Origin of the sequence: Rhodocyclus gracilis, from assembly GCF_009617575.1 — a bacterium.
Lineage (GTDB): Bacteria > Pseudomonadota > Gammaproteobacteria > Burkholderiales > Rhodocyclaceae > Rhodocyclus > Rhodocyclus gracilis.
Map to the genome: position 1 here is coordinate 80261 of NZ_WIXJ01000002.1, position 20391 is coordinate 100651.

A 20391-nucleotide genomic window follows, 5' to 3' on the forward strand; every position below is an offset into this window, starting at 1 on the left:
GTTCCTTTCTCAGACGAGCCCGCTAGCCGCGATGCCCATATCGATCAGCTTGATGCCGACGAAGGGCACGACGATGCCGCCAAGGCCATAAATGGCGAGGTTCTGGCGGAGAATGGCGGCCGCGCCGAGGGCACGGTAGCGAATGCCTTTCAGCGCCAGCGGAATCAGGAAAACGATGATCAGCGCGTTGAAAATCACCGCCGACAGGATGGCCGAGGACGGGCTGTCCAGCTGCATGATGTTCAGCGCCGACAGCGCCGGGTAGGTGCCGACGAAGGCCGCCGGGATGATCGCGAAGTACTTGGCGATATCGTTGGCGATGCTGAAGGTGGTCAGCGAGCCGCGCGTCATCAGCATCTGCTTGCCGGTTTCGACGACCTCGATCAGCTTGGTCGGGTTGGAGTCGAGGTCAACCATGTTGCCGGCCTCTTTCGCCGCCTGCGTGCCGGTGTTCATGGCCACGGCGACGTCGGCCTGCGCCAGCGCCGGTGCGTCGTTGGTGCCGTCGCCGGTCATCGCCACCAGCCGACCTTCGGCCTGGTACTGCCGGATCAGCGCCAGCTTGGCTTCCGGCGTCGCTTCGGCGAGGAAGTCGTCGACACCGGCTTCGGCGGCGATGGCGGCGGCCGTCAGCCGGTTGTCGCCAGTGACCATGATCGTCTTGATGCCCATCTTGCGCAGGTCGGCGAAGCGCTCCTTGATGCCGCCCTTGACGATGTCCTTCAGCTCGATCACGCCGAGAACGCGCGTGCCGTCGGCGACCACCAGCGGCGTGCTCCCCAGCCGGGCGACGGCCTCGACCTGCTCGACCACCGAACGCGGGAAGCTCGCGCCCAGCCCCTCGACATGACGGCGGATGGCGTCGGCGGCGCCCTTGCGGATTTCGCGTTCAGCGAGATCGACGCCGCTCATGCGCGTCTGCGCCGAGAAATGCACGAAGCGCGCGTCAAGCCCGGCGATGTCGCGTTCGCGCAGCTGGAAGCGTTGCTTGGCGAGAACGACGATGCTGCGGCCTTCGGGCGTTTCGTCGGCGAGCGAGGCGAGCTGCGCGGCGTCGGCCAGATCGGCTTCGGAGACGCCTTCGGCGGGCAGGAAGGCCGCGGCCTGGCGGTTGCCGAGCGTGATCGTGCCGGTCTTGTCGAGCAGCAGTACGTCGACGTCGCCGGCGGCTTCAACAGCGCGCCCCGAGGTGGCGATCACGTTCGCCTGCATCATGCGGCTCATGCCGGCGACGCCGATGGCCGAGAGCAAACCGGCGATGGTCGTCGGGATCAGGCAGACGAGCAAGGCGACGAGCACCGTGAGGCTGATCGGCGTGCCGCTCCCGGCGACGTCGACACTGAACAACGAGTACGGCAGCAGGGTCGCAGTCACGCCGAGGAAGACGATCGACAGCGCGACCAGCAGGATGGTCAGCGCCACTTCGTTCGGCGTTTTCTGCCGCTTGGCGTTTTCGACCATGGCGATCATGCGGTCGACGAAGGTCTCTCCAGGATTGACGGTGACGCGAACAACGATCCAGTCGGAGAGCACGCGCGTGCCGCCCGTCACCGCCGAGAAGTCGCCGCCCGATTCGCGGATCACCGGTGCCGATTCGCCCGTGATCGCCGACTCGTCGACCGAGGCAACGCCTTCGATCACCTCGCCGTCGGCGGGGATGACGTCCTGCGCCTGAACGAGGATCACGTCGCCGCGACGCAGATCATTGGCCTGCATCATCTGCCAGGGCGCGCCGAAGCGCGGTTCGGCAAGACGCCGCGCCCAGGTTTCCTTCTTCAGGCCGCGCAGCGAAGCGGCTTGTGCCTTGCTGCGGCCTTCGGCGAGGGCTTCGGCGAAGTTGGCGAAAAGCACCGTAAACCAGAGCCAGACGGCGATGGAGAGGATGAAGCCGGCCGGCGCCTCGCCTTCACCGCCCAGCGCCTGAATGCCGAGGATCGTTGTCAGCACGCTGCCGACATAGACGACGAACATCACCGGGTTGCGCCATTGCACGGCGGGGTTGAGCTTCTTGAAGGCGTTGGCGGCAGCTTCCACCACCAAAGCCGGGTCGAGCAGGGAAAAAGTCTTGCGTGTCATGTCTGATTCTCCTCGCTCACTGACCGGACCAGAGCAGCAGATGCTCGATCACCGGCCCGAGCGCCAAGGCCGGAACATAGTTGAGCAGCCCGACCAGCAGTACCGTGCCGATGAGCAGCACGACAAACAGCGGGCCGTGCGTCGGCAAGGTGCCGACACCGACGCCAATCCGTTTCTTCGCCGCCAGCGAGCCGGCCATCGCCAGCACCGGCACGATCACGCCGAAGCGACCGAACCACATGGCGAGGCCAAGCATCACGTTGTAGTACGGCGTGTTGGCCGACAGGCCGGCGAAGGCGCTGCCGTTGTTGTTGGCCGCCGAGGTAAAGGCGTAGAGGATTTCCGAGAAGCCATGGGCGCCAGGATTGGCGACACCGGCGCGGCCGTCGGCGAGCATGACGGAGATGGCGGTACCGATCAGCACCAGCAGCGGCGTGACGAGGATCGCCAGCGACGTCATCTTCATCTCGTGCGCTTCGATCTTCTTGCCGAGGTACTCAGGCGTGCGTCCGACCATCAGTCCCGCGACAAACACCGCCAGGATGGCGAAGGCGAGCATGCCGTAGAGTCCGGTCCCCGTGCCGCCGAAGACGACTTCGCCCAGTTGCATGGCGACGAGCGGCACCATGCCACCCAGTGGCGAATATGAATCGTGCATCGAATTGACGGCGCCACACGAGGCCGAGGTCGTCACAGCGGCGAAGAGGCCGGAGTCGGCGATGCCAAAGCGGGTTTCCTTGCCTTCCATCGAGCCGCCGCTGGCATCGACGCCCAATGGCGTCAGCAGCGGGTTGGGCTGCTGCTCGAACGTCATGGCAGCACCAGCGAGAGCGACGAAGAGCACGGTCATCGCGGCGAGGATCGCCCAGCCCTGACGACGGTCACCCACCATCTTGCCGAAAGCGAAACAGAGCGCGCAGGGGATCAGGAAGATCGCCAGCATCTCGATGAAATTCGAGAACGGCGTCGGGTTTTCGTAGGGGTGCGCCGAGTTCGCGTTGAAGAAGCCGCCACCGTTGGTGCCGAGCATCTTGATCGCTTCCTGCGACGCCACCGGCCCCATGGCCAGCGTTTGCGTCTGCGTTTGCGCCGGATCGGTCAGTACGGCGCCGAGAGCATCTTTCAGCGCCTGCCCGTCCGCACCGAGGCGCGGCGCGTCGTAGTGCGTCACGTCGAGCGTCATCACGTCCTTGTAGGCGTCGAAATTCTGAATCACGCCCTGACTGCACAGGAGAACCGCACAGATGAAGGAAAGCGGCAGCAGCACGTACAGCGTCACACGCGTCAGATCGACCCAGGCATTGCCCACCGTCTTGACCGAATGACGGGCAAAACCGCGAATCAGGGCAATGACGACGACGATGCCGGTGGCCGCGGAGAGGAAATTCTGCACTGTCAGCCCCAGCATCTGCGTCAGGTAGCTCATCGTCGATTCGCCGCCATAGCCCTGCCAGTTGGTGTTGGCAACAAAGCTGATGGCGGTGTTGAACGACGAATCCGGGCTGACGTTGGGGAAGCCTTGCGGATTGAGCGGCAGATACACCTGCAGGCGTTGCAGGCCATAGACGGCCAGCAAACCCAGGAGGTTGAAGAGCAGCAGCGCAAAGGCGTACGCCAGCCAGCCCATTTCTTCATCGTGGCGGATGCCGCACACGCGGTAGAGCGGCCCTTCGATCTTGCCACCGGCGCGGAAGCGCCCTTCCATCACGTAGGCGATGTAGGTGCCCAGGGGCTTTGCCGCGACGAAGAGAACCAGCAGAAAGAGGCCGAGGAGGATCCAGGCATGATTGCTCATGAGAAATCCTCCGGCCACAGCAGCGCAGCAAGCAGATAGACCAGCAGCGTGGCGGCAGCGAAACCACCGAGGGCGTAGAGGCCGGTCATTTTTTGCCTCCCAGCCGGTCACAACCGGCGGCGAAGCCAAGCATCAGGACAAAACAGACCCCGAAGCCTGCCAGAAAGGCGATATCCATAAACATACTCCGTGAAGGTGAAACAACACGGTTATGCTAGGAAATCAGCTATGCAATTTCTGGTAAAACCTGCGGCGGCAATATAAAAAAACCGTAAAACCGGTCGTCGAAGCCAGGCGCCATCGACAACGGGTAGCTGCTGGATACGGCGTTATTGCGAGGTTTCGCGAAAAACAGGTATGGTGCCCGGAGCGGGAATCGAACCCGCACAGCCTTTCAGCCGAGAGATTTTAAGTCTCTTGTGTCTACCGATTTCACCATCCGGGCGCCGCGAGCAGGGGAAAGACAGCGGAGAAAAAACGGCGTGGATAAACCCATTAGCAGCGACCACATGCTGGCGCATTCTAGCCTGCTGGCTGATGCGCTTCGATAACGAAATTAACTCGTTAACGGAAAAGGGGAAAACGCATCGCGCTTTCCCCTTTTTTAATGGAGCGGCAGAAGAGTCTCGAACTCTCGACCTCAACCTTGGCAAGGTTGCGCTCTACCAACTGAGCTACTGCCGCAAAAACCTACGTAAAACCTACGTAAACCATTTCTACCTGGAGGCGCGAGCCGGAGTCGAACCGACCTACACGGATTTGCAATCCGGTGCATAACCGCTTTGCTATCGCGCCCTGCCCGCTCGGCGCGGGACTTGCAACTGCACAAAAAAGCAAAAATGCTTTTTTTTTGAAATCTGGAGCGGCAGAAGAGTCTCGAACTCTCGACCTCAACCTTGGCAAGGTTGCGCTCTACCAACTGAGCTACTGCCGCGTGAAACGAGTGCGCATTATAAAGTCTGTTTTTCCCCTGTCAAGCGATGATGCGACGTTTATCCGAGGAAAAATTGCGGTTTCGTGAATGCAGCGCCCGCCGAGCGGCATGCTCTCACTGGCTGCGTGCACGATTCCGCGTCGATCAGTGGCGGCGCTTCTCCTGTTCGACGATCTCCGGCCACGCCATGCGCATGTAGTAGCCCATCGACCACAGGGTGAGAACGGCTGCCACGTAGATGAGCCACGTTCCCGAGGCTTGCGCATCGATGCCGGCGACCGGCGCATGGTAGAGCAGCAGGGGGATTGCGGCCATTTGCGCCATCGTCTTGACCTTGCCGATCATCGACACGGCCACGCTCTTGTGCGCCCCGATCTGCGCCATCCACTCACGCAAGGCCGAGATCGTGATCTCGCGGCCGATGATGATCGCGGCGATCACCGCATCCAGCCGGCCAAGCTGCACCAGCATGATGAGGGCGGCGGCGACCATGAGCTTGTCGGCTACAGGGTCAAGGAAAGCGCCAAAGGCGGAAGTCTGCTCCAGACGGCGGGCAAGGTAGCCGTCGAGCCAGTCTGTCGCCGCGGCGGCGACAAAGATCAGTGTCGCCAGACTGTCGCGTGTGAGCAGGCCGGGCACCCAGGATTCCGGCGCGTAGTAGACGCCGATCATGGCCGGAATCAGGACGATGCGCAGCCAGGTCAGAAATATGGGCAGATTGAAAGGCATCAGCGTAGAGCGGCGTGGATTCGTTCGGCGAGTTCGCGGCTGATGCCGGGAACGGCGCACATTTGTTCGACCCCGGCGTCGGCCAGCCCCTGCAGGCCGCCGAAGTGGGAGATGAGTGCCTTGCGTCGTTTCGGACCAATGCCTTCGATGTCTTCAAGACGCGAGGTACGACGGGTTTTACCACGTTGCGCGCGGTGTCCGGAAATGGCGAAGCGGTGGGCCTCGTCGCGCACCTCCTGAATCAGGTGCAGCGCCGGGTGTTCGGGCGGCAGATGGAGCGGTTCGCGGCCGTCGGGAAAGATCAGCGTTTCGAGCCCCGGCTTGCGCGCCTCGCCCTTGGCCACCCCGATCATCGGCAGGTGCGACAAGCCCAATTCTTCCAGCGCGGCGGCGGCCGAGGCCACCTGCCCCTTGCCGCCGTCGATGAGGATCAGCGCCGGCGCGATGCCTTCGCCGGCAGCCACCTTGTCGTAGCGGCGCAACACAGCCTGGCGCATCGCCGCGTAGTCGTCGCCCGGCGTGATGTCACGAATGTTGAAGCGTCGATATTCGGCGCGACGCATACCGTCCCCCTGATAGACGACGCATGACGCGACGGCCGATTCGCCCATGGTGTGGCTGATGTCGAAGCACTCGATGCGATCACCGTCGAGCGCCAGCACCGTCTGCAAAGCCTGCAAACGCTGCCCTTGCATCGAGAGCGTCGCGCGGCGGGCGACGATGGCAAGACGAGCATTCTGCTCGGCCATTTCCACCCAGCGGCGCGCCATCGCCAGTCTCGCCTCGCCAACCGGCACCGTGCGTCCGGCGAGCGCACTGAGCGCCTCGGCCGCCTCGTTGTCGCTCGGCAGCGGGCTGACGAACACGCGTTCGGGAACCGGATGCACCAGATAGTGCTGTTGCAGGAAAGCCAGCAAGGCCTCTTCCGGGCTGCATTGCGAGGCGTTGCCGGGGAAGAGCGGTCGGTCGCCGAGATGGCGCCCGCCGCGCACCATCGCCAGATTGACGCAGAGCATGCCGCCTTCTTCGACGGCGGTGACGATGTCGACGTCCTCGCCGCGGCTGCTTTCGATGAACTGCTTTTCCTGCACATGGCGCAAGGACTGGATCTGATCGCGCAATTGCGCGGCGCGTTCGAAGGCCAGATTGGCGGCCGCGGCCTCCATGGCGGAGGTCAACTGACCGATGACCTCCTGCTGCCGACCTTGCAGGAACATCGACGCCAGCCGGACGTCGGCGGCGTAACTCTCGGCATCGATCAGGTCGACACACGGCCCGGAACAGCGACCAATCTGCTGCAAGAGACAAGGGCGCGAGCGATTGGCGAAAACCGAGTTCTCGCAGGTGCGCAGACGGAACATCTTCTGCAACAGATGCACGCTGTCGCGCACCGCGACGGAGGACGGATACGGGCCAAAGTAATCGGCGCGCCGGTCGGTCGCACCGCGAAAAAACGCGAGACGGGGAAACTCGTCACGCGTCAGGACGATGTACGGATACGACTTGTCGTCGCGAAAGAGGATGTTGTAACGCGGCGCCAGTCGCTTGATCAGGTTGTTTTCAAGGAGCAGCGCCTCCGCCTCCGAGCCGACGACCGTCGTCTCGACACGAACGATCTGCGCCACCATCAAGGCAATGCGCGGGCTGGGATGATTCTCGCGGAAGTACGAGGAGACCCGCTTTTTCAGGCTCTTCGCCTTGCCGACGTAGAGCACGACATCGCCCGTACCGATCATGCGATAAACGCCCGGCAAATCCGTCAGCGTCGCCAGAAATGCTTTGGCATCGAACGGAGCGGTGGCGGGAGAGGCGATTTCCGGCTCGGCAGCGGCATTTGCGGGCAGGGAGGCCCGCGTGTCGGACGCTGGCGACAAGGTCGCAGAATCAGGCGGCGGGGCGTTGTCGGAGGCGGTAGGCAACGCGTCTGGTAGCGGTCTGGGCGGCTGGGGTAGCATGTCGGCCCCGATGTTATCACGCGCACCGATGCCCACCCTCGCCCCTTCCCGTGCTGAACGCTGGGATATTTTCTGTACCGTCATCGACAACTACGGCGATATCGGCGTCAGCTGGCGACTGGCGCGGCAGCTCGCTGCCGAACACGGCATTGCCGTCCGCCTGTGGGTCGACGATCTACGGTCTTTCGGCGCGCTCTGCCCGACGCTCGATACATCGCGGGAGCGGCAGCAGATCGCTGGCGTCGACATTCGTCGGTGGCACAACGTCACCCTGGACGAAGAGGAGTCGGCTACGCTGACCGAAGACTCCGATGACGCACTTCCCGGCGAAGTCGTCATCGAAGCCTTCGGCTGCACTCTGCCGGAGTACTTCGTCGCCGCCATGGCAGAGCGGGCACACCCGCCGTGCTGGATCAATCTCGAATACCTGAGCGCCGAGCCGTGGACGCTGGGTTGTCACGGACTCTCCTCGCCGCATCCGCGTTGGCCGCTGACGAAATACTTTTTCTTCCCCGGATTTGACCCAAACGGCGGCGGCCTGCTGCGCGAGCGCGAGGTGCTGGCGCAACGCGACGCACGTACCGGGCAAGGACAAAAGCCAGCGCACATCGAGCATTACCCGAACCTGGCGCCACTTCCCGGGCGCGGTCTGCGCATCTCGCTTTTTGCCTACGAGACGCCCGCGATTACGGCTTTGCTCACTATCTGGGCAGAACTGGCAACGCCGGCGGCCCCGATCTGCTGCCTCATCCCCGCGTCGCGCGCCCTGCAAGCTGTCGCCACGTTTTTTGGCCAGTCGCTCCAACCCGGCGATGTCTGCCGCCGTGGCGCACTCGAAATCCACGTACTGCCCTTTGTCGAGCAAGCGCACTACGACGCCCTGCTGCAAACCTGCGATGTGAACATCGTGCGCGGCGAAGACTCTTTCGTGCGCGCGCAATGGGCGGCGAAACCCCTCCTCTGGCACATCTACCCGCAAGACGAAGACGCCCACTGCGTCAAACTCGACGCATTCCTCGACATCTATTGCGCCGCCCTGCCCGCCGCCGCCAGCGCCGCCCTGCGCCGATTCTGGCATGGCTGGAATGCCGGAGAACTCGATGCCGACACCTGGTGCGCTTTCGCAGACGCGCTGCCCACGCTGACCAAGCACGCCGCCGTATGGTCGGCAAGGCTCGCCGAGCAAGAAGATCTCGCGAGCCGGTTGGTGCTTTTCTGTCGCGCAAGGGTATAATTCAGGGTTATTTTTTTAATGCCATTATCGGAAACGCACTATGAAAACCGCTCAGGAGCTTCGCGCAGGCAATGTGTTCATGGTCGGCAACGACCCGCTGGTTGTCCTTAAGGCCGAATACAACAAGTCGGGCCGCAACGCCGCCGTCGTCAAGATGAAGATGAAGAATCTCCTGACCGGCGCGCCGAGCGAAACCGTCTATCGTGCCGACGACAAGTTCGAAGTCGTCGTGCTCGAGCGCAAGGAAGTCACCTACTCCTACTTCGCCGACCCGATGTACGTCTTCATGGACGCCGAGTACAACCAGTACGAGATCGAGTCTGACTGCATGGGCGACGCGCTCAACTACCTCGAAGACGGCATGCCCTGCGAAGTCGTCTTCTACGACGGCAAGGCGATCTCGGTCGAAATGCCGAATTCACTGGTCCGCGAAGTCATCTACACCGAACCGGCCGTCAAGGGCGACACCTCGGGCAAGGTCATGAAGCCGGCCCGTTTGTCCACCGGCTTCGAACTGCCGGTACCGGCTTTCGTCGAAATCGGCGACAAGATCGAAATCGACACGCGCACCAACGAGTACCGCGCTCGCGTCAAGTAACCGACGACGCAGCGTCATGCAAAAAGGCGGCCGAGGCCGCCTTTTTCTTTTTTCGTCATCCGCGTTTTGTCAGAAGCCCGACATGGGCTACACGGGCTACATGCACTCCTCTTCGATCTGCCCGAGCAAGGACAGCGCATGCTCGTCGCCCACCCCTTCGAGCGCATCGCGCAGGCCCTGCAAGTAGCAATGCAGCATGAAGAGTTCGTCGTGTTTGCCGCTATTCAGACGCTTCAAGAAATAGTCCCAGAAGGGATTACCGTTCTCCGGACGCTCGGCATGCACACGGATCAAGCCCACTAGCTGGCGTGCTCTGGCGTCGCAGTCGATGTTGCTGAAACTGACATAGCGATCTCGCGTTTCTTCGGTCATCTCGCAAATCCTGGCGCAGCCGCCCTCACGTTGGCGGCAACTAATACATGAAAAACATGGCGCTAGCCGACAAAGCAGATAAATCACATCAGCTTTGAAAACGCCGGCCCCGTACCCCCCGTCAATGCGCCGTTTCGGGCGTATGTCGGAAAACCACCCGCCAAACGAACGCTACGGGGTACCAGCAAACTTCACGCCAGTTGCTGGGCTGCGGCAACGCCAGCGAGGTAGCGCGCATCGTCGCCGAGCGCATTGCGGGGGATGGCGGCCTGCGTGCTCCGCAGCGCCGCCCGCCGGACGGCGCGCTTTTCTTCCGCCTCCGGATGCCACTGCTCAAGCAAGGTGTCGACCGAGGCAGGCGCATTGCAGACCAGCAATACGTCGGCCCCGGCTGTCCAGGCGGCATGTGCGCGGGCGAGGATGTCGCCCACGACACCGGCCCCGGCCATCGACAGATCGTCGCTGAAAATCGCGCCGGCAAAGCCAATATCGCGGCGCAAGAGGTCCATCCAGACCGGCGAAAAGCCAGCGGGACGCTCATCCACTGCCGGATAGATGACGTGCGCCGGCATCACGGCATCGAGCGCAAGATGGCGATAAGGCTCGATATCGGGCGCGATCTCGTCGCGCGGGCGCGTATCGACGGGGATCGCCACATGCGAATCCGCCTCCGCCCAGCCATGGCCGGGGAAATGCTTGCCACAGGCGCCCATGCCAGTCTGCCGCAGTCCTTCGATGAGCGCGCCGGCCAGCGCGACGACGGCAGCCGGGTCGCGGTGAAACGAACGGTCGCCAATCACGCCGCTATGCCCCCAGTCGAGATCCAGCACCGGTGTGAAGGAAAAATCGATGCCGCAGGCGCGCAGCTCGCTCGCCAGTACAAAGCCAATCGCCCGCGCCGCCGCCTCGCCTGCCTCGGCGTCGCGATCCCAGGTATCGCCCAGACGCCGCATCGCCGGCAGCCGCGTGAATCCCGCGCGGCAGCGCTGCACTCGCCCGCCTTCGTGGTCGATGCCGATCAGAAGTTCGGGACGCACGGCACGCATCTCGGCACACAGCTGCGTCAGTTGCGCCGGGTCACGGTAATTGCGGGAAAACAAGATCACGCCGCCGACGAGCGGATGGCGAAGCCGGCGCCGGTCGCTCTCGGTGAGCGCATGCGCTTCGACGTCGATCATCAGTGGGCCGGGAAGCGCCAGCGGCGAAGCGGAAAGCCCCTCGGAATCAAGGCGAGAAGAGTTCATACGTATTCCAGAACGACAAAGGCGACGGCAAATTCGCGCTCGTCGCTGATCGAAAGAAAGGCGCGCAGGCCGCGCGCCTCCAGCTGATCGCGCAAGGCGGGGGCAAAGGCAAAGGCGGGCTTGCCCAGCGCGTCGTGGATCACCGCGATGTTCGGCAAGGTCGCCGGCGCCACAACGCCCGTTCCCAATGCCTTGGCGAAAGCCTCCTTGGCCGCGAAACGTTTGGCGAGAAAACGCCCCGGATCGCTCGCCTTGGCGAAGTCGGCAAACTCTTCCGGCGCCAGCATTTTTTCCAGCGCCCGTTCGCCGTGCCGCTCCCACAGGCCGGCGAGCCGGGCGACGGCGGCGATGTCGGTGCCGACGCCCGCGATCATCGCGTGGTCGTGCAGGCGTGCGCTTGAGCTTCGCGCATCAGGCGCTTCATCTCGCTCACCGCCTCGCGCAGACCAACGAACACGGCGCGGCTGACAATGGCGTGGCCGATATGCAACTCGCGCACTCCAGCGAGGCGGGCAACCGGCTGCACGTTGAAATAGTTGAGCGCGTGCCCGGCGTTGAAGCGCATATCCAGCGCGCGAATGGCATCGCCCGCTGCGCGGATTTTTTCCAGCTCGGCGATCACGGCCGGCCGCTCGGGATCGCGCCCCTTGGCATGAAAGGCGTGCGCGTACGGGCCGGTGTGCAGTTCGCACACCTGCGCGCCAATGCGCGCCGCCGCCTCGACTTGACGCAGGTCGGCGTCGATGAAGACGCTGCTGACGATCCCGGCGTCGGCCAGACGACTGACCGAGTCTTTCAGCGCCGCCTCGTTGCCAGCGACGTCAAGACCGCCCTCGGTGGTGACTTCCTGACGCCCTTCGGGGACGAGCATCGCCATGTTCGGCTTGATGCGGCAGGCGATCTTCACCATCTCGTCGGTCGCTGCCATCTCCAGGTTGAGCTTGATCTGCGTCAGGTCGCGCAGCTTCAGCACATCGTCGTCCTGAATGTGCCGGCGATCTTCGCGCAGGTGGATGGTGATACCGTCGGCGCCGCCCAGATGCGCTTCGACGGCCGCCCAGACGGGGTCGGGTTCATAGGTGCGACGCGCCTGACGGATAGTCGCCACGTGGTCGAGATTTACGCCGAGTTCGATCATGACAGTTCCTGTAGCTCCATGAAAATCTTGCGGGTTTCGAGCCCCTTGCCGCCCGTATAGTGGGTGATCAATGCCCGCATCAGCGGCTTCGCTTCCGCCAGCGAACGGGGATCGGTGAAATCATCGTGCGCCAGATCGATCAGGGTCCGACCGCTGACGCACAACGGCGAGTCGCCCGGCGCCGCAAGACGCACCGGACCCCGCTCGATTTCGTAGGCGTAACTGGCCTCGGCACTGATCCCGGCCCCCTCGACGTCATGCGCCAGCGTCAGCCCGTAGCCCAGTTCGCTCAACAGGGCGCACTCGAAACGCCGCAAATCGGCCTCGTGCAGACCATCGGCAAAGCGCCGCAAGGTCTGCGCATAGACGGAAAACAGGCGCTCGTGCGCATCTTCGCGAGGCAACAGGTTGAGCAGCAGTTCGTTCAGGTAGTAGCCGCAGAACAGCGCCTTGCCGGAGAGCAACGGTTGTCCGCCCAGCCATTCGGCCTTCGTCAGGGTCTGCACCTCACCCTTGCCCGACCAGCCCAATTCCAGCGGCTGAAAGGCCATGAGCAAGCCGCGCAGAGCCGAGCGCGGACGCCGCGCTCCTCGCGCCATCAGCGAGACGCGCCCCCAGTCGCGCGAGAACACCTCGACGATCAGACTCGTTTCGCGAAACGGATAGGTATGCAGCACATACGCTGCCTGCGCATCGACGCGGTGCCGCAGCATGGCTCAGAAAGTCGCCGCGCCGCCGGCAAGACGGCGCCCTCGCCTCGACCTCGGGAAGCGGATGGCACCAAGGAAAGAACGGTCGCGCGGGCGGCGACGAACAGAGTTCATTCGTAACCGAGACTCTTGAGGAGGCGCTCGTCGTCGGCCCAGCCGGATTTCACCTTCACCCAGACCTCGAGAAACACCTTGCCGTCGAAGAGTTGCTCCATATCCTGACGGGCTTCGCTGGCGATGCGCTTCAAACCCTCGCCGCCCTTGCCGATGACGATGGCCTTGTGCCCCTGCCGATCCACGACAATCGCCGCGCTGATGCGGCGCAGGGCGCCATCGACTTCAAATTTTTCGATCTCCACGGCGGCGGAATACGGTAGCTCGTCGCCCAGCAGGCGGAAGAGTTTTTCGCGCAGAAATTCAGCGGCCAGAAAGCGTTCGCTGCGGTCGGTAATCTGCTCTTCGTCGAACAGCAAACCCTCGTGCGGCAGATGGCGCCGGGTTTCCGCCAGCAAGGCGTCGATCTGCGCACCCTTGGCGGCGCTGACGGGAACGATGGCCGCGAAATTGCGGCGTGTCCCGATCTCGGCGAGGAAGGGCAAGAAACGCGCCTTGTCTTCGATGCGGTCGATCTTGTTGAGTACTGCAATCACCGGCCGATCCGCCGGCAGCAAATCGAGCACCGCCTGATCAGCCGGGCCGAAACGCCCGGCTTCGATGACAAAAAGGACGGCGTCGACATCGCCCAGCGTCTGGGTAACGCCGCGATTCATCGAACGATTGAGGGCGTTGACATGACGCGTCTGAAAGCCCGGCGTGTCGACGAACACATACTGCGCATCGTCGTCCGTGCGAATGCCGGTAATGCGATGCCGCGTGGTCTGCGCCTTGCGCGAGACGATGCTGATCTTCTCGCCGACGAGACGATTCAGGAGAGTCGATTTGCCGACGTTCGGACGCCCGACGATGGCGACGAATCCCGATCTGCGTTCGTTGCTCATGCGTGCTCCTTCAAGCGCTCCAGGGCCCGTTCAGCGGCCATCTGTTCGGCGATGCGCCGGCTCGAACCGCTGCCTTCGGTGCGCACCCCCAGTTCGTCGATCACACAGGCAACGACGAAGTGCTGAGCATGCGCCTGTCCATCGGCCCCCACCAGCGAATATTTGGGCAGCGAGAAACGCCGCCCCTGCAATAGTTCCTGAAGCCGCGTCTTGGCATCCTTGTTCGGCTGCCCCGGCGTGATGGCGGCGAGCAAAGGAGCGTAGAGGCGCGAAATCACCGCGTCGGCAGCATCGAAACCGCCATCCATCCAGATCGCGCCAAACAGCGCTTCCATAGCGTCGGCAAGGATCGACGGGCGCTCGCGACCACCACTGCGCGCCTCGCCTTCGCCCAGACGCAGGGAGTCGCCCAAAGCGAGCGACTGCGACAGACGGTGCAAGGTCTCCTGACGCACGAGGTTGGCTCGCAAGCGCGACAGATCACCTTCGGGCAGCGCAGGAAATTGCTCGAACAAGCGGCGGGCGATGACGCAGTTGAGAATCGAATCGCCAATGAATTCAAGGCGCTCGTTGTGTGGCGAACTGTGGCTACGGTGCGTCAGAGCTTTCAGCAACAAGGCGCCGTCGGCAAACGAATAGCCGAGCGCCAACTCAATCGGACGCGCCGTCATGCAGCACGCCCCGCGTTAGCGCACGGCAACTCAGCCGCATACCTGAACGCGTCATGCGCGCTACGGGCAAACGGAAACCCTCGCAGGGTCGCCGTCATTTCATGCCGATTCACTGGCATCTCCTTAGTGAAACGATCCGACACGTTTCAGGTCATTAAAATTAAACCAGATGAAAAAAGCTTTGCCGACGATATTCTGCTCGGGAACAAAACCCCAGTAGCGACTATCCCGGCTATTATCACGATTATCGCCCATCATGAAATACTGCCCTTCCGGCACTTTGCAAATCACGCCGGAATGGTTGTATAGGCAATCTTCGCGATGCGGGAAAGCCGACGCGTCGTTGATAAACGCCGGAGCATCCTCATCATTCAGGAAGCGATGCTCGACCGGGCCGAGTTTTTCGACGAACTGGTGCGAGTAAAACAGGCGTTCGGGGTGCAGATAATCGTCGACCTGGGTGACCTCAACCGGTTCGCCGTTGATCGTCAGACGCTTGTCCTGATAAGCGATGGTATCGCCGGGCACGCCGACAACGCGCTTGATGTAATCGACCGAAGGATCTTCCGGGTAGCGAAACACCATCACATCGCCGCGCTGCGGACTACCGACGTTGATGATCTTCTTGTCGATGATCGGCAGACGAACACCATAGGCGTATTTGTTGACGAGAATAAAATCCCCCACCAGCAAGGTCGGAATCATCGAACCGGAAGGAATCTTGAACGGCTCAAAAACGAATGAGCGCAACACAAAAACCAGCAGGATGATGGGGAAGAAACTCGCCCCATATTCCACCCACCAGGGGTCTTTGCTCCCCGCCGCGCGCCGCCTCCGCATGATAAATACGTCGACCGCCCAGATGGCTCCACTTACCAGCAGGAGGATAAACAGGATCAGCGCAAAATTCACGAAACGGCTCCGTTACTTCGTTAACAGCGTTATTTTCCGTCCACCCGCAGGACGGCAAGAAAGGCCTCCTGCGGAATTTCAACCGCACCGACCTGCTTCATGCGTTTCTTGCCGGCCTTTTGCTTTTCCAGCAGCTTCTTCTTGCGGGTGATATCACCACCATAACATTTGGCGAGAACGTCCTTGCGCATCGCCTTGACGTTTTCACGCGCGATGATGTGCGAACCGATTGCCGCCTGAATAGCCACGTCAAACATCTGTCGCGGGATCAATTCGCGCATTTTCGAGGCCAACTCGCGCCCACGATATTGCGCGCTGGCGCGGTGCACGATGATCGACAAGGCGTCGACACGCTCGGAATTGATCAGCACGTCGAGCTTGACGACATCGGCGGCGCGATACTCCTTGAATTCATAGTCCAGCGAGGCATAACCACGCGAGGCCGATTTCAGCTTGTCAAAGAAATCCATCACCACTTCGGCCATCGGGATTTCGTAGACCAACTGCACCTGGCGCCCGCGATACGTCATGTTGATCTGACTGCCACGCTTCTGATTGCATAGCGTCATCACCGCGCCAAGGTAATCCTGCGGTACGAAAATCGTCGCTGTGATGATCGGCTCGCGAATTTCTTCGACCTTCGACGAATCGGGCAAGCGCGAGGGATTTTCGACGGTAATCACCGTGCCATCGCGCATCGCCACTTCGTACACCACGGTGGGCGCCGTCGTGATCAGGTTCTGATCGAACTCGCGCTCAAGGCGCTCCTGGACGATCTCCATGTGCAGGAGGCCGAGGAAACCGCAGCGGAAGCCAAAACCCAGCGCCTGCGACACCTCCGGCTCAAAACGCAGCGAGGCGTCGTTGAGCTTGAGCTTTTCCAGCGAATCGCGCAGCGAATCGTACTGGTTGGACTCCACCGGATAGAGGCCGGCAAACACCTGCGACTGGATTTCCTTGAAACCCGGCAACGCCACCTCAGCCGGCCGGTCCGCACGGGTCATGGTGTCGCCAACACGCGCCGCGTCGAGTTCCTTGATACCGGCGATGACAAAACCAACCTCGCCCGCCGAGAGCGACTCGCGCGTCAAGGACTTCGGCGTGAATACGCCGACCTGTTCGCACAGATGGAGCGAGCCCGTCGACATCAGGCGAATCTTGTCTTTCGGCCGCAACACACCATCGACCACTCGCACCAGCATGACGACGCCGACGTAGTTATCGAACCATGAGTCGATCACCAGCGCCTTCAAGGGGGCCTCGGAATCGCCCTTTGGTGGTGGCGTACGGGCGATGATCGCCTCGATGATGTCTTCAACGCCCTGCCCGGTCTTCGCCGAAGCGAGAACCGCCTCGGTCGCGTCGATACCGATGACGTCCTCAATTTCCTGACGCGCCTGATCGGGGTTGGCCGACGGCAGGTCGATTTTGTTGAGCACGGGAACGACTTCGACGCCAAGCTCAATCGCCGTGTAGCAATTCGCGACTGTCTGCGCTTCAACGCCTTGCGACGCATCGACAACCAGCAAAGCACCTTCGCAGGCCGACAGGGAACGCGAGACTTCGTAGGAAAAGTCCACGTGCCCCGGCGTGTCGATCAGGTTCAGCTTGTAGACCTGACCGTCGCGGGCGCGATAACTCAGCGAGGCCGTCTGCGCCTTGATGGTGATGCCGCGCTCCCGCTCGATATCCATCGAATCAAGAACTTGCGCCTCCATCTCGCGATCGGACAAGCCGCCGCACAGGTGGATGATCCGGTCCGCCAGGGTCGACTTACCGTGGTCAATATGGGCAATGATGGAGAAATTGCGGATATGTTGCATGCGCTCAGTCGCTGTACTCTGCAGTAAAAACATTAAAAAGCCGGCATAACCCACTGATTATCAATTCAATCAGTCAAGCACCTACCGACCTTGAATAAACACGGTGAAGAACACCGACGACGGCACTTGCCGCGACGGTTTTTGGCAGTGACGGAGAAACGAAGCTGGCTCCCCCCACAAACGTGCTCGCCGGCCATCGACCGCCAACGCCGCCAGAACGGCCGCGCATTATACCGCGAAGGCATCCCCACCGCCGGGCGCCGGGCAAGGCAAAGCCCGGCAAATGGGTGATAAACACTCGCCTGCCGCGTCACGCACGACCGCAAAGCCTCCGCCAGCCAGATGCACGACCGACTCAGGCATGCGCCGTCAGATATGCGCGAACCTTCTCCTCATCAAGATGATAGTGACAAAGCTCCGTATCACCATGCAGCAAGACGGGGACGAGTTCGTCGTAACGCGCCAGCAAGGCCTCGTCGGCATCGACATCGACAACCGCCAGCGACGCTGAAAACTCGCCCAGGAGCGGCGTCAGCGCCACTTCCATGTCGTGACACAGATGGCAGTACGACCGCGATATCAGGGCCAACTGGACATTTTTGGACACTTCACTCTCCTTTGCGCTCGCCTAGCGGCTTGATATTGATGAATGTCTGCATGTCGCCGCGACGAACCAGCAAGGAAACCGATGCCGACCGATCGGTTTGCACGAGGAGCTTGTTGAATTGCTCGACGCTTTTCAGTTCGGTAACGACGCCGCGCGCAATGACCGCCAGCAGAACGTCGCCGGGACGCAGATCGCTGCGCGCGCCGCTGCCGCGCACATCTTCCACCAGCAGACCACCGTTCAGCTTCAACTCCCGTCGCTGCTCAGGCGTCAGTTCCGAGACGGCAAGCCCCAGCCGGTTGGTCGCGCCCTCGCTGGGGGCTGCCTTGTTGCGGCTCGCCCGCGTCGCGACACGCTCGTCCTGACTCTCGCCGACGAGGACCGTCAATTCGCGCGCAATCCCCTTGCGCCAGATCACGAGAGGCACCCGCGTACCCGGTCTGACGCCACTGACCATGCGCGGCAAATCGCCCGAACTGAGCACTGGACGTCCATCGAACTTGAGGATGACGTCACCCGCCTCGATACCTGCCTTGTCGGCCGGACCGCCGCGCTCGACCGAATTGACCGCTGCACCTTGCGCCTTGGCCAGACCGAAAGAATCGGCGAGATCCTTCGTCAGCTCCTGGATCACCACGCCAATGCGGCCGCGGCTCACCTTGCCGGTGGCTTTCAGCTGCGTCTGCACCTCCATTGCCACGTCGATGGGAATGGCGAACGAAATCCCCATGAAGCCGCCGGAACGACTGTAAATCTGGGAGTTGATGCCGACCACCTCACCTCTCATGTTGAACAGTGGCCCGCCGGAATTCCCCGGATTGATGGCCACGTCCGTCTGAATGAAAGGCACCAGATTTTCCTGTGGCAGCGAACGTCCTTTGGCACTAACGATGCCCGCCGTCACGCTGTTTTCGAAGCCGAAGGGCGAACCAATCGCGACGACCCATTCGCCGACGCGCAGCGCATTCGGATCACCGAGGCGCACCGTCGGCAAACCGCTGGCGTCGATCTTGATCAGCGCAACGTCCGTCCGCTTGTCCGCGCCGATCACCCGTGCCTTGAACTCGCGCTTATCGGTGAGCTTGACGGCGATCTCGTCGGCCGAATCGACGACGTGGGCATTGGTCAGGATGTAGCCGTCGGCGCTGACGATAAAGCCCGATCCCAGCGAGCGGCTCTCGAATTCCCGCGGCGCGCCCTGCCCTGATGGCGGATGCTGCGGCATGAAGCGGCGAAACAACTCCGCCATCGCATCGTCGTCGTCAAAGGGAAAGGGGGTTGCGCCACGCGCGGCATTGCGGATCACCTGCGTCGTGCTGATATTGACGACCGCCGGCCCTTGCTTGTCGACGAGATCGGTGAAGTCCGGCAACAGACGCCCCTGCGCCTGCGCCACGAACGAAATCAAGCTGAAAAAACAAACCGCAAAAAGATGTTTCATGATCAGCGAAACCTCCTGAAGCAGAGTGTAGAACGGGGAGATGACAGAACGAGGCGGCCCCGACCACACCGGGAACCGCGCGCGGGGTGCCGCGAGTGGATCGCTAACGCCCTGCGCTCAGTGGCTCGATCACGGGCTGCATACCAGCATCCAGCACGCCGCGCCGCTGATTACGCCGCAGCAGCAGCCAGCCAGCCAATAGCCCGAAAGCGGCACCGGCGAAGCTCGCCAATTCGCCGGCAAGGAAGGCGCCGCCTATCGCGCCGGCAAGAAAGAGCAGCAAGGGAATGGCGTAGGCGACAAGCGCGCTGCGCCTGACCGCGCCATCGGCGATGGTCACGCGGACACGTGCGCCGACGCTGAGCCGCTGTGGATTCAAAGCACGGAAATTACGCGGGGCGCTACAAAACATCCGGCCGATATTCGGCCCACCGCCACAGCCACCGGGCTCATGGCAACGACCGCACCCACCTTCATCCATCTGCACCAACGCAAAATCGCCATCCAGCGCCGTCACGGTACCTGAAGCGTCAACCATCGTGCTCCTCCTACCAGCGCCGATCCGGCGCCGTCGCCAAGAGGGGACGCAGGCGCGCGGCCACCGCTTCACGCGCACGGAAAATGCGCGACCGCACCGTGCCGATCGGACAATTCATGGTCTCGGCGATTTCCTCGTAACTCAAGCCTTCGATTTCGCGCAGGACGATTGCCGTGCGCAACTCTTCGGGAAGCGCGTCCATCGCGGCATTGACAGTCTCGCCGACCTGCTTCGACTGCAGCAGACTCTCCGGCGTGTTGATGTCGCGCAACTGATCGCCATCCTCGAAATTCTCCGCCTCGTCGGCATCGAATTCGGTCGAAGTCGGGGCGCGGCGACCCTGTGCAACGAGGTAGTTTTTGGCGGTATTGACGCCGATTCGGTACAGCCACGTGTAAAAAGCACTGTCACCGCGAAAGGACGGTAGCGCGCGATAGGCTTTGATGAAGGCCTCTTGGGCAACATCTTCAACCTCGGCGGGGTCCCGGATAAAACGAGAAAGTAGCCTTCCCAGCTTGCGCTGGTATTTTGCGACGAGAATATCGAAAGCGTACTTCTCGCCGCTCTGTGCGCGCTCGACCAGTTTCTGGTCTGTTTCGCGTTCGCTCATGCTGGA

At 62.2% G+C, this 20391-nt stretch carries 20 protein-coding genes and 4 tRNA genes; 2 read left to right on the forward strand and 22 right to left on the reverse strand.

Features of this window, described 5'->3' with window-relative positions:
• Positions 1 to 9 precede the first annotated feature (9 nt).
• From kdpB to uvrC, 9 genes are all read right to left on the reverse strand, one after another.
• Positions 10 to 2076, reverse strand: coding sequence for a potassium-transporting ATPase subunit KdpB (gene kdpB, locus GHK24_RS03580; RefSeq protein WP_153469191.1), 2067 nt, complete (start codon positions 2074 to 2076; stop codon positions 10 to 12).
• 16 nt (positions 2077 to 2092) lie between these two features.
• Positions 2093 to 3871: a potassium-transporting ATPase subunit KdpA gene (gene kdpA, locus GHK24_RS03585; protein WP_153469194.1), complete on the reverse strand. Its 1779-nt coding sequence runs from the start codon at positions 3869 to 3871 to the stop codon at positions 2093 to 2095.
• The gene (locus GHK24_RS03590) at positions 3868 to 3960 is read right to left on the reverse strand and encodes a potassium-transporting ATPase subunit F (protein ID WP_153469197.1); all 93 of its coding nucleotides are present in this window, start codon (positions 3958 to 3960) and stop codon (positions 3868 to 3870) included. The genes kdpA and GHK24_RS03590 overlap by 4 nt, the downstream gene beginning before the upstream one ends.
• Positions 3961 to 4229: 269 nt before the next feature.
• A tRNA-Leu gene (locus GHK24_RS03595) sits at positions 4230 to 4316 on the reverse strand.
• 163 nt (positions 4317 to 4479) lie between these two features.
• A tRNA-Gly gene (locus tag GHK24_RS03600) sits at positions 4480 to 4555 on the reverse strand.
• Positions 4556 to 4592: 37 nt separating this feature from the next.
• A tRNA-Cys gene (locus GHK24_RS03605) sits at positions 4593 to 4666 on the reverse strand.
• A gap of 63 nt (positions 4667 to 4729) precedes the next feature.
• Positions 4730 to 4805: transfer RNA gene (locus GHK24_RS03610), tRNA-Gly, on the reverse strand.
• Between the two features lie 144 nt (positions 4806 to 4949).
• Positions 4950 to 5534, reverse strand: coding sequence for a CDP-diacylglycerol--glycerol-3-phosphate 3-phosphatidyltransferase (gene pgsA / locus GHK24_RS03615; protein WP_153469200.1), 585 nt, complete (start codon positions 5532 to 5534; stop codon positions 4950 to 4952).
• Positions 5534 to 7348, reverse strand: a complete 1815-nt coding sequence (gene uvrC, locus GHK24_RS03620; RefSeq protein WP_340642733.1) for an excinuclease ABC subunit UvrC — start codon at positions 7346 to 7348, stop codon at positions 5534 to 5536. Before uvrC ends, pgsA begins: the two co-directional genes overlap by 1 nt.
• A gap of 169 nt (positions 7349 to 7517) precedes the next feature.
• Between uvrC and earP the strand changes: the two genes are divergently transcribed.
• Both earP and efp read left to right on the forward strand, forming a co-directional pair.
• Positions 7518 to 8723 carry an elongation factor P maturation arginine rhamnosyltransferase EarP gene (gene earP / locus GHK24_RS03625; RefSeq protein ID WP_228384527.1) on the forward strand — a complete coding sequence of 402 codons (1206 nt, stop codon included), beginning with the start codon at positions 7518 to 7520 and terminating at the stop codon, positions 8721 to 8723.
• Between the two features lie 40 nt (positions 8724 to 8763).
• A complete protein-coding gene (gene efp / locus GHK24_RS03630; RefSeq protein ID WP_153469205.1) occupies positions 8764 to 9321 on the forward strand; it encodes an elongation factor P in 558 nt (185 codons plus the stop codon).
• 96 nt (positions 9322 to 9417) lie between these two features.
• Here the strand turns inward: efp and cowN are convergent, their stop codons facing one another.
• The 13 genes from cowN to rpoE all read right to left on the reverse strand — a co-directional run bounded on the left by cowN (position 9418) and on the right by rpoE (position 20385).
• On the reverse strand, positions 9418 to 9693 hold the full coding sequence (gene cowN, locus GHK24_RS03635; RefSeq protein ID WP_153469208.1) for a N(2)-fixation sustaining protein CowN: 276 nt from the start codon (positions 9691 to 9693) through the stop codon (positions 9418 to 9420).
• 191 nt (positions 9694 to 9884) lie between these two features.
• Positions 9885 to 10937 (reverse strand): beta-N-acetylhexosaminidase, encoded by a 1053-nt coding sequence (gene nagZ / locus GHK24_RS03640; protein WP_228384528.1) that lies wholly within the window; start codon positions 10935 to 10937, stop codon positions 9885 to 9887.
• On the reverse strand, positions 10934 to 11311 hold the full coding sequence (gene acpS, locus GHK24_RS03645; protein ID WP_153469211.1) for a holo-ACP synthase: 378 nt from the start codon (positions 11309 to 11311) through the stop codon (positions 10934 to 10936). The genes nagZ and acpS overlap by 4 nt, the downstream gene beginning before the upstream one ends.
• Complete coding sequence (locus GHK24_RS03650; RefSeq protein WP_153469214.1) at positions 11308 to 12075, reverse strand: pyridoxine 5'-phosphate synthase; 768 nt, start codon at positions 12073 to 12075, stop codon at positions 11308 to 11310. Before GHK24_RS03650 ends, acpS begins: the two co-directional genes overlap by 4 nt.
• Positions 12072 to 12788 (reverse strand): DNA repair protein RecO, encoded by a 717-nt coding sequence (gene recO / locus GHK24_RS03655; RefSeq protein WP_153469217.1) that lies wholly within the window; start codon positions 12786 to 12788, stop codon positions 12072 to 12074. The genes GHK24_RS03650 and recO overlap by 4 nt, the downstream gene beginning before the upstream one ends.
• A 107-nt stretch (positions 12789 to 12895) precedes the next feature.
• Positions 12896 to 13783 (reverse strand): GTPase Era, encoded by an 888-nt coding sequence (era, locus tag GHK24_RS03660; RefSeq protein ID WP_153469220.1) that lies wholly within the window; start codon positions 13781 to 13783, stop codon positions 12896 to 12898.
• Positions 13780 to 14454 (reverse strand): ribonuclease III, encoded by a 675-nt coding sequence (rnc, locus tag GHK24_RS03665; RefSeq protein ID WP_153469223.1) that lies wholly within the window; start codon positions 14452 to 14454, stop codon positions 13780 to 13782. The genes era and rnc overlap by 4 nt, the downstream gene beginning before the upstream one ends.
• Positions 14455 to 14577: 123 nt before the next feature.
• Entirely contained in the window at positions 14578 to 15366 is a 789-nt protein-coding gene (lepB, locus tag GHK24_RS03670; RefSeq protein WP_167682595.1) for a signal peptidase I, read from the reverse strand.
• Between the two features lie 29 nt (positions 15367 to 15395).
• Complete coding sequence (gene lepA, locus GHK24_RS03675; RefSeq protein WP_153469226.1) at positions 15396 to 17189, reverse strand: translation elongation factor 4; 1794 nt, start codon at positions 17187 to 17189, stop codon at positions 15396 to 15398.
• Positions 17190 to 17544: 355 nt separating this feature from the next.
• Positions 17545 to 17796 (reverse strand): glutaredoxin family protein, encoded by a 252-nt coding sequence (locus tag GHK24_RS03680; protein WP_340666086.1) that lies wholly within the window; start codon positions 17794 to 17796, stop codon positions 17545 to 17547.
• 1 nt (position 17797) lies between these two features.
• Entirely contained in the window at positions 17798 to 19237 is a 1440-nt protein-coding gene (locus GHK24_RS03685; protein ID WP_153469229.1) for a DegQ family serine endoprotease, read from the reverse strand.
• Between the two features lie 103 nt (positions 19238 to 19340).
• On the reverse strand, positions 19341 to 19775 hold the full coding sequence (locus GHK24_RS03690; protein ID WP_153469232.1) for a SoxR reducing system RseC family protein: 435 nt from the start codon (positions 19773 to 19775) through the stop codon (positions 19341 to 19343).
• 10 nt (positions 19776 to 19785) lie between these two features.
• Positions 19786 to 20385, reverse strand: coding sequence for an RNA polymerase sigma factor RpoE (rpoE, locus tag GHK24_RS03695; RefSeq protein WP_153469234.1), 600 nt, complete (start codon positions 20383 to 20385; stop codon positions 19786 to 19788).
• Between the last annotated feature and the right edge of the window lie 6 nt (positions 20386 to 20391).

Bases quoted from the DNA above. Each gene is read 5' to 3' on its own strand.
- kdpB (WP_153469191.1), bottom strand. From the start codon at position 2,076: ATGACACGCAAGACTTTTTCCCTGCTCGACCCGGCTTTGGTGGTGGAA.
- kdpA (WP_153469194.1), bottom strand. From the start codon at position 3,871: ATGAGCAATCATGCCTGGATCCTCCTCGGCCTCTTTCTGCTGGTTCTC.
- GHK24_RS03590 (WP_153469197.1), bottom strand. From the start codon at position 3,960: ATGACCGGCCTCTACGCCCTCGGTGGTTTCGCTGCCGCCACGCTGCTG.
- pgsA (WP_153469200.1), bottom strand. From the start codon at position 5,534: ATGCCTTTCAATCTGCCCATATTTCTGACCTGGCTGCGCATCGTCCTG.
- earP (WP_228384527.1), top strand. From the start codon at position 7,518: ATGCCCACCCTCGCCCCTTCCCGTGCTGAACGCTGGGATATTTTCTGT.
- efp (WP_153469205.1), top strand. From the start codon at position 8,764: ATGAAAACCGCTCAGGAGCTTCGCGCAGGCAATGTGTTCATGGTCGGC.
- cowN (WP_153469208.1), bottom strand. From the start codon at position 9,693: ATGACCGAAGAAACGCGAGATCGCTATGTCAGTTTCAGCAACATCGAC.
- nagZ (WP_228384528.1), bottom strand. From the start codon at position 10,937: ATGAACTCTTCTCGCCTTGATTCCGAGGGGCTTTCCGCTTCGCCGCTG.
- acpS (WP_153469211.1), bottom strand. From the start codon at position 11,311: ATGATCGCGGGCGTCGGCACCGACATCGCCGCCGTCGCCCGGCTCGCC.
- GHK24_RS03650 (WP_153469214.1), bottom strand. From the start codon at position 12,075: ATGATCGAACTCGGCGTAAATCTCGACCACGTGGCGACTATCCGTCAG.
- recO (WP_153469217.1), bottom strand. From the start codon at position 12,788: ATGCTGCGGCACCGCGTCGATGCGCAGGCAGCGTATGTGCTGCATACC.
- era (WP_153469220.1), bottom strand. From the start codon at position 13,783: ATGAGCAACGAACGCAGATCGGGATTCGTCGCCATCGTCGGGCGTCCG.
- rnc (WP_153469223.1), bottom strand. From the start codon at position 14,454: ATGACGGCGCGTCCGATTGAGTTGGCGCTCGGCTATTCGTTTGCCGAC.
- lepA (WP_153469226.1), bottom strand. From the start codon at position 17,189: ATGCAACATATCCGCAATTTCTCCATCATTGCCCATATTGACCACGGT.
- GHK24_RS03685 (WP_153469229.1), bottom strand. From the start codon at position 19,237: ATGAAACATCTTTTTGCGGTTTGTTTTTTCAGCTTGATTTCGTTCGTG.
- GHK24_RS03690 (WP_153469232.1), bottom strand. From the start codon at position 19,775: ATGGTTGACGCTTCAGGTACCGTGACGGCGCTGGATGGCGATTTTGCG.
- rpoE (WP_153469234.1), bottom strand. From the start codon at position 20,385: ATGAGCGAACGCGAAACAGACCAGAAACTGGTCGAGCGCGCACAGAGC.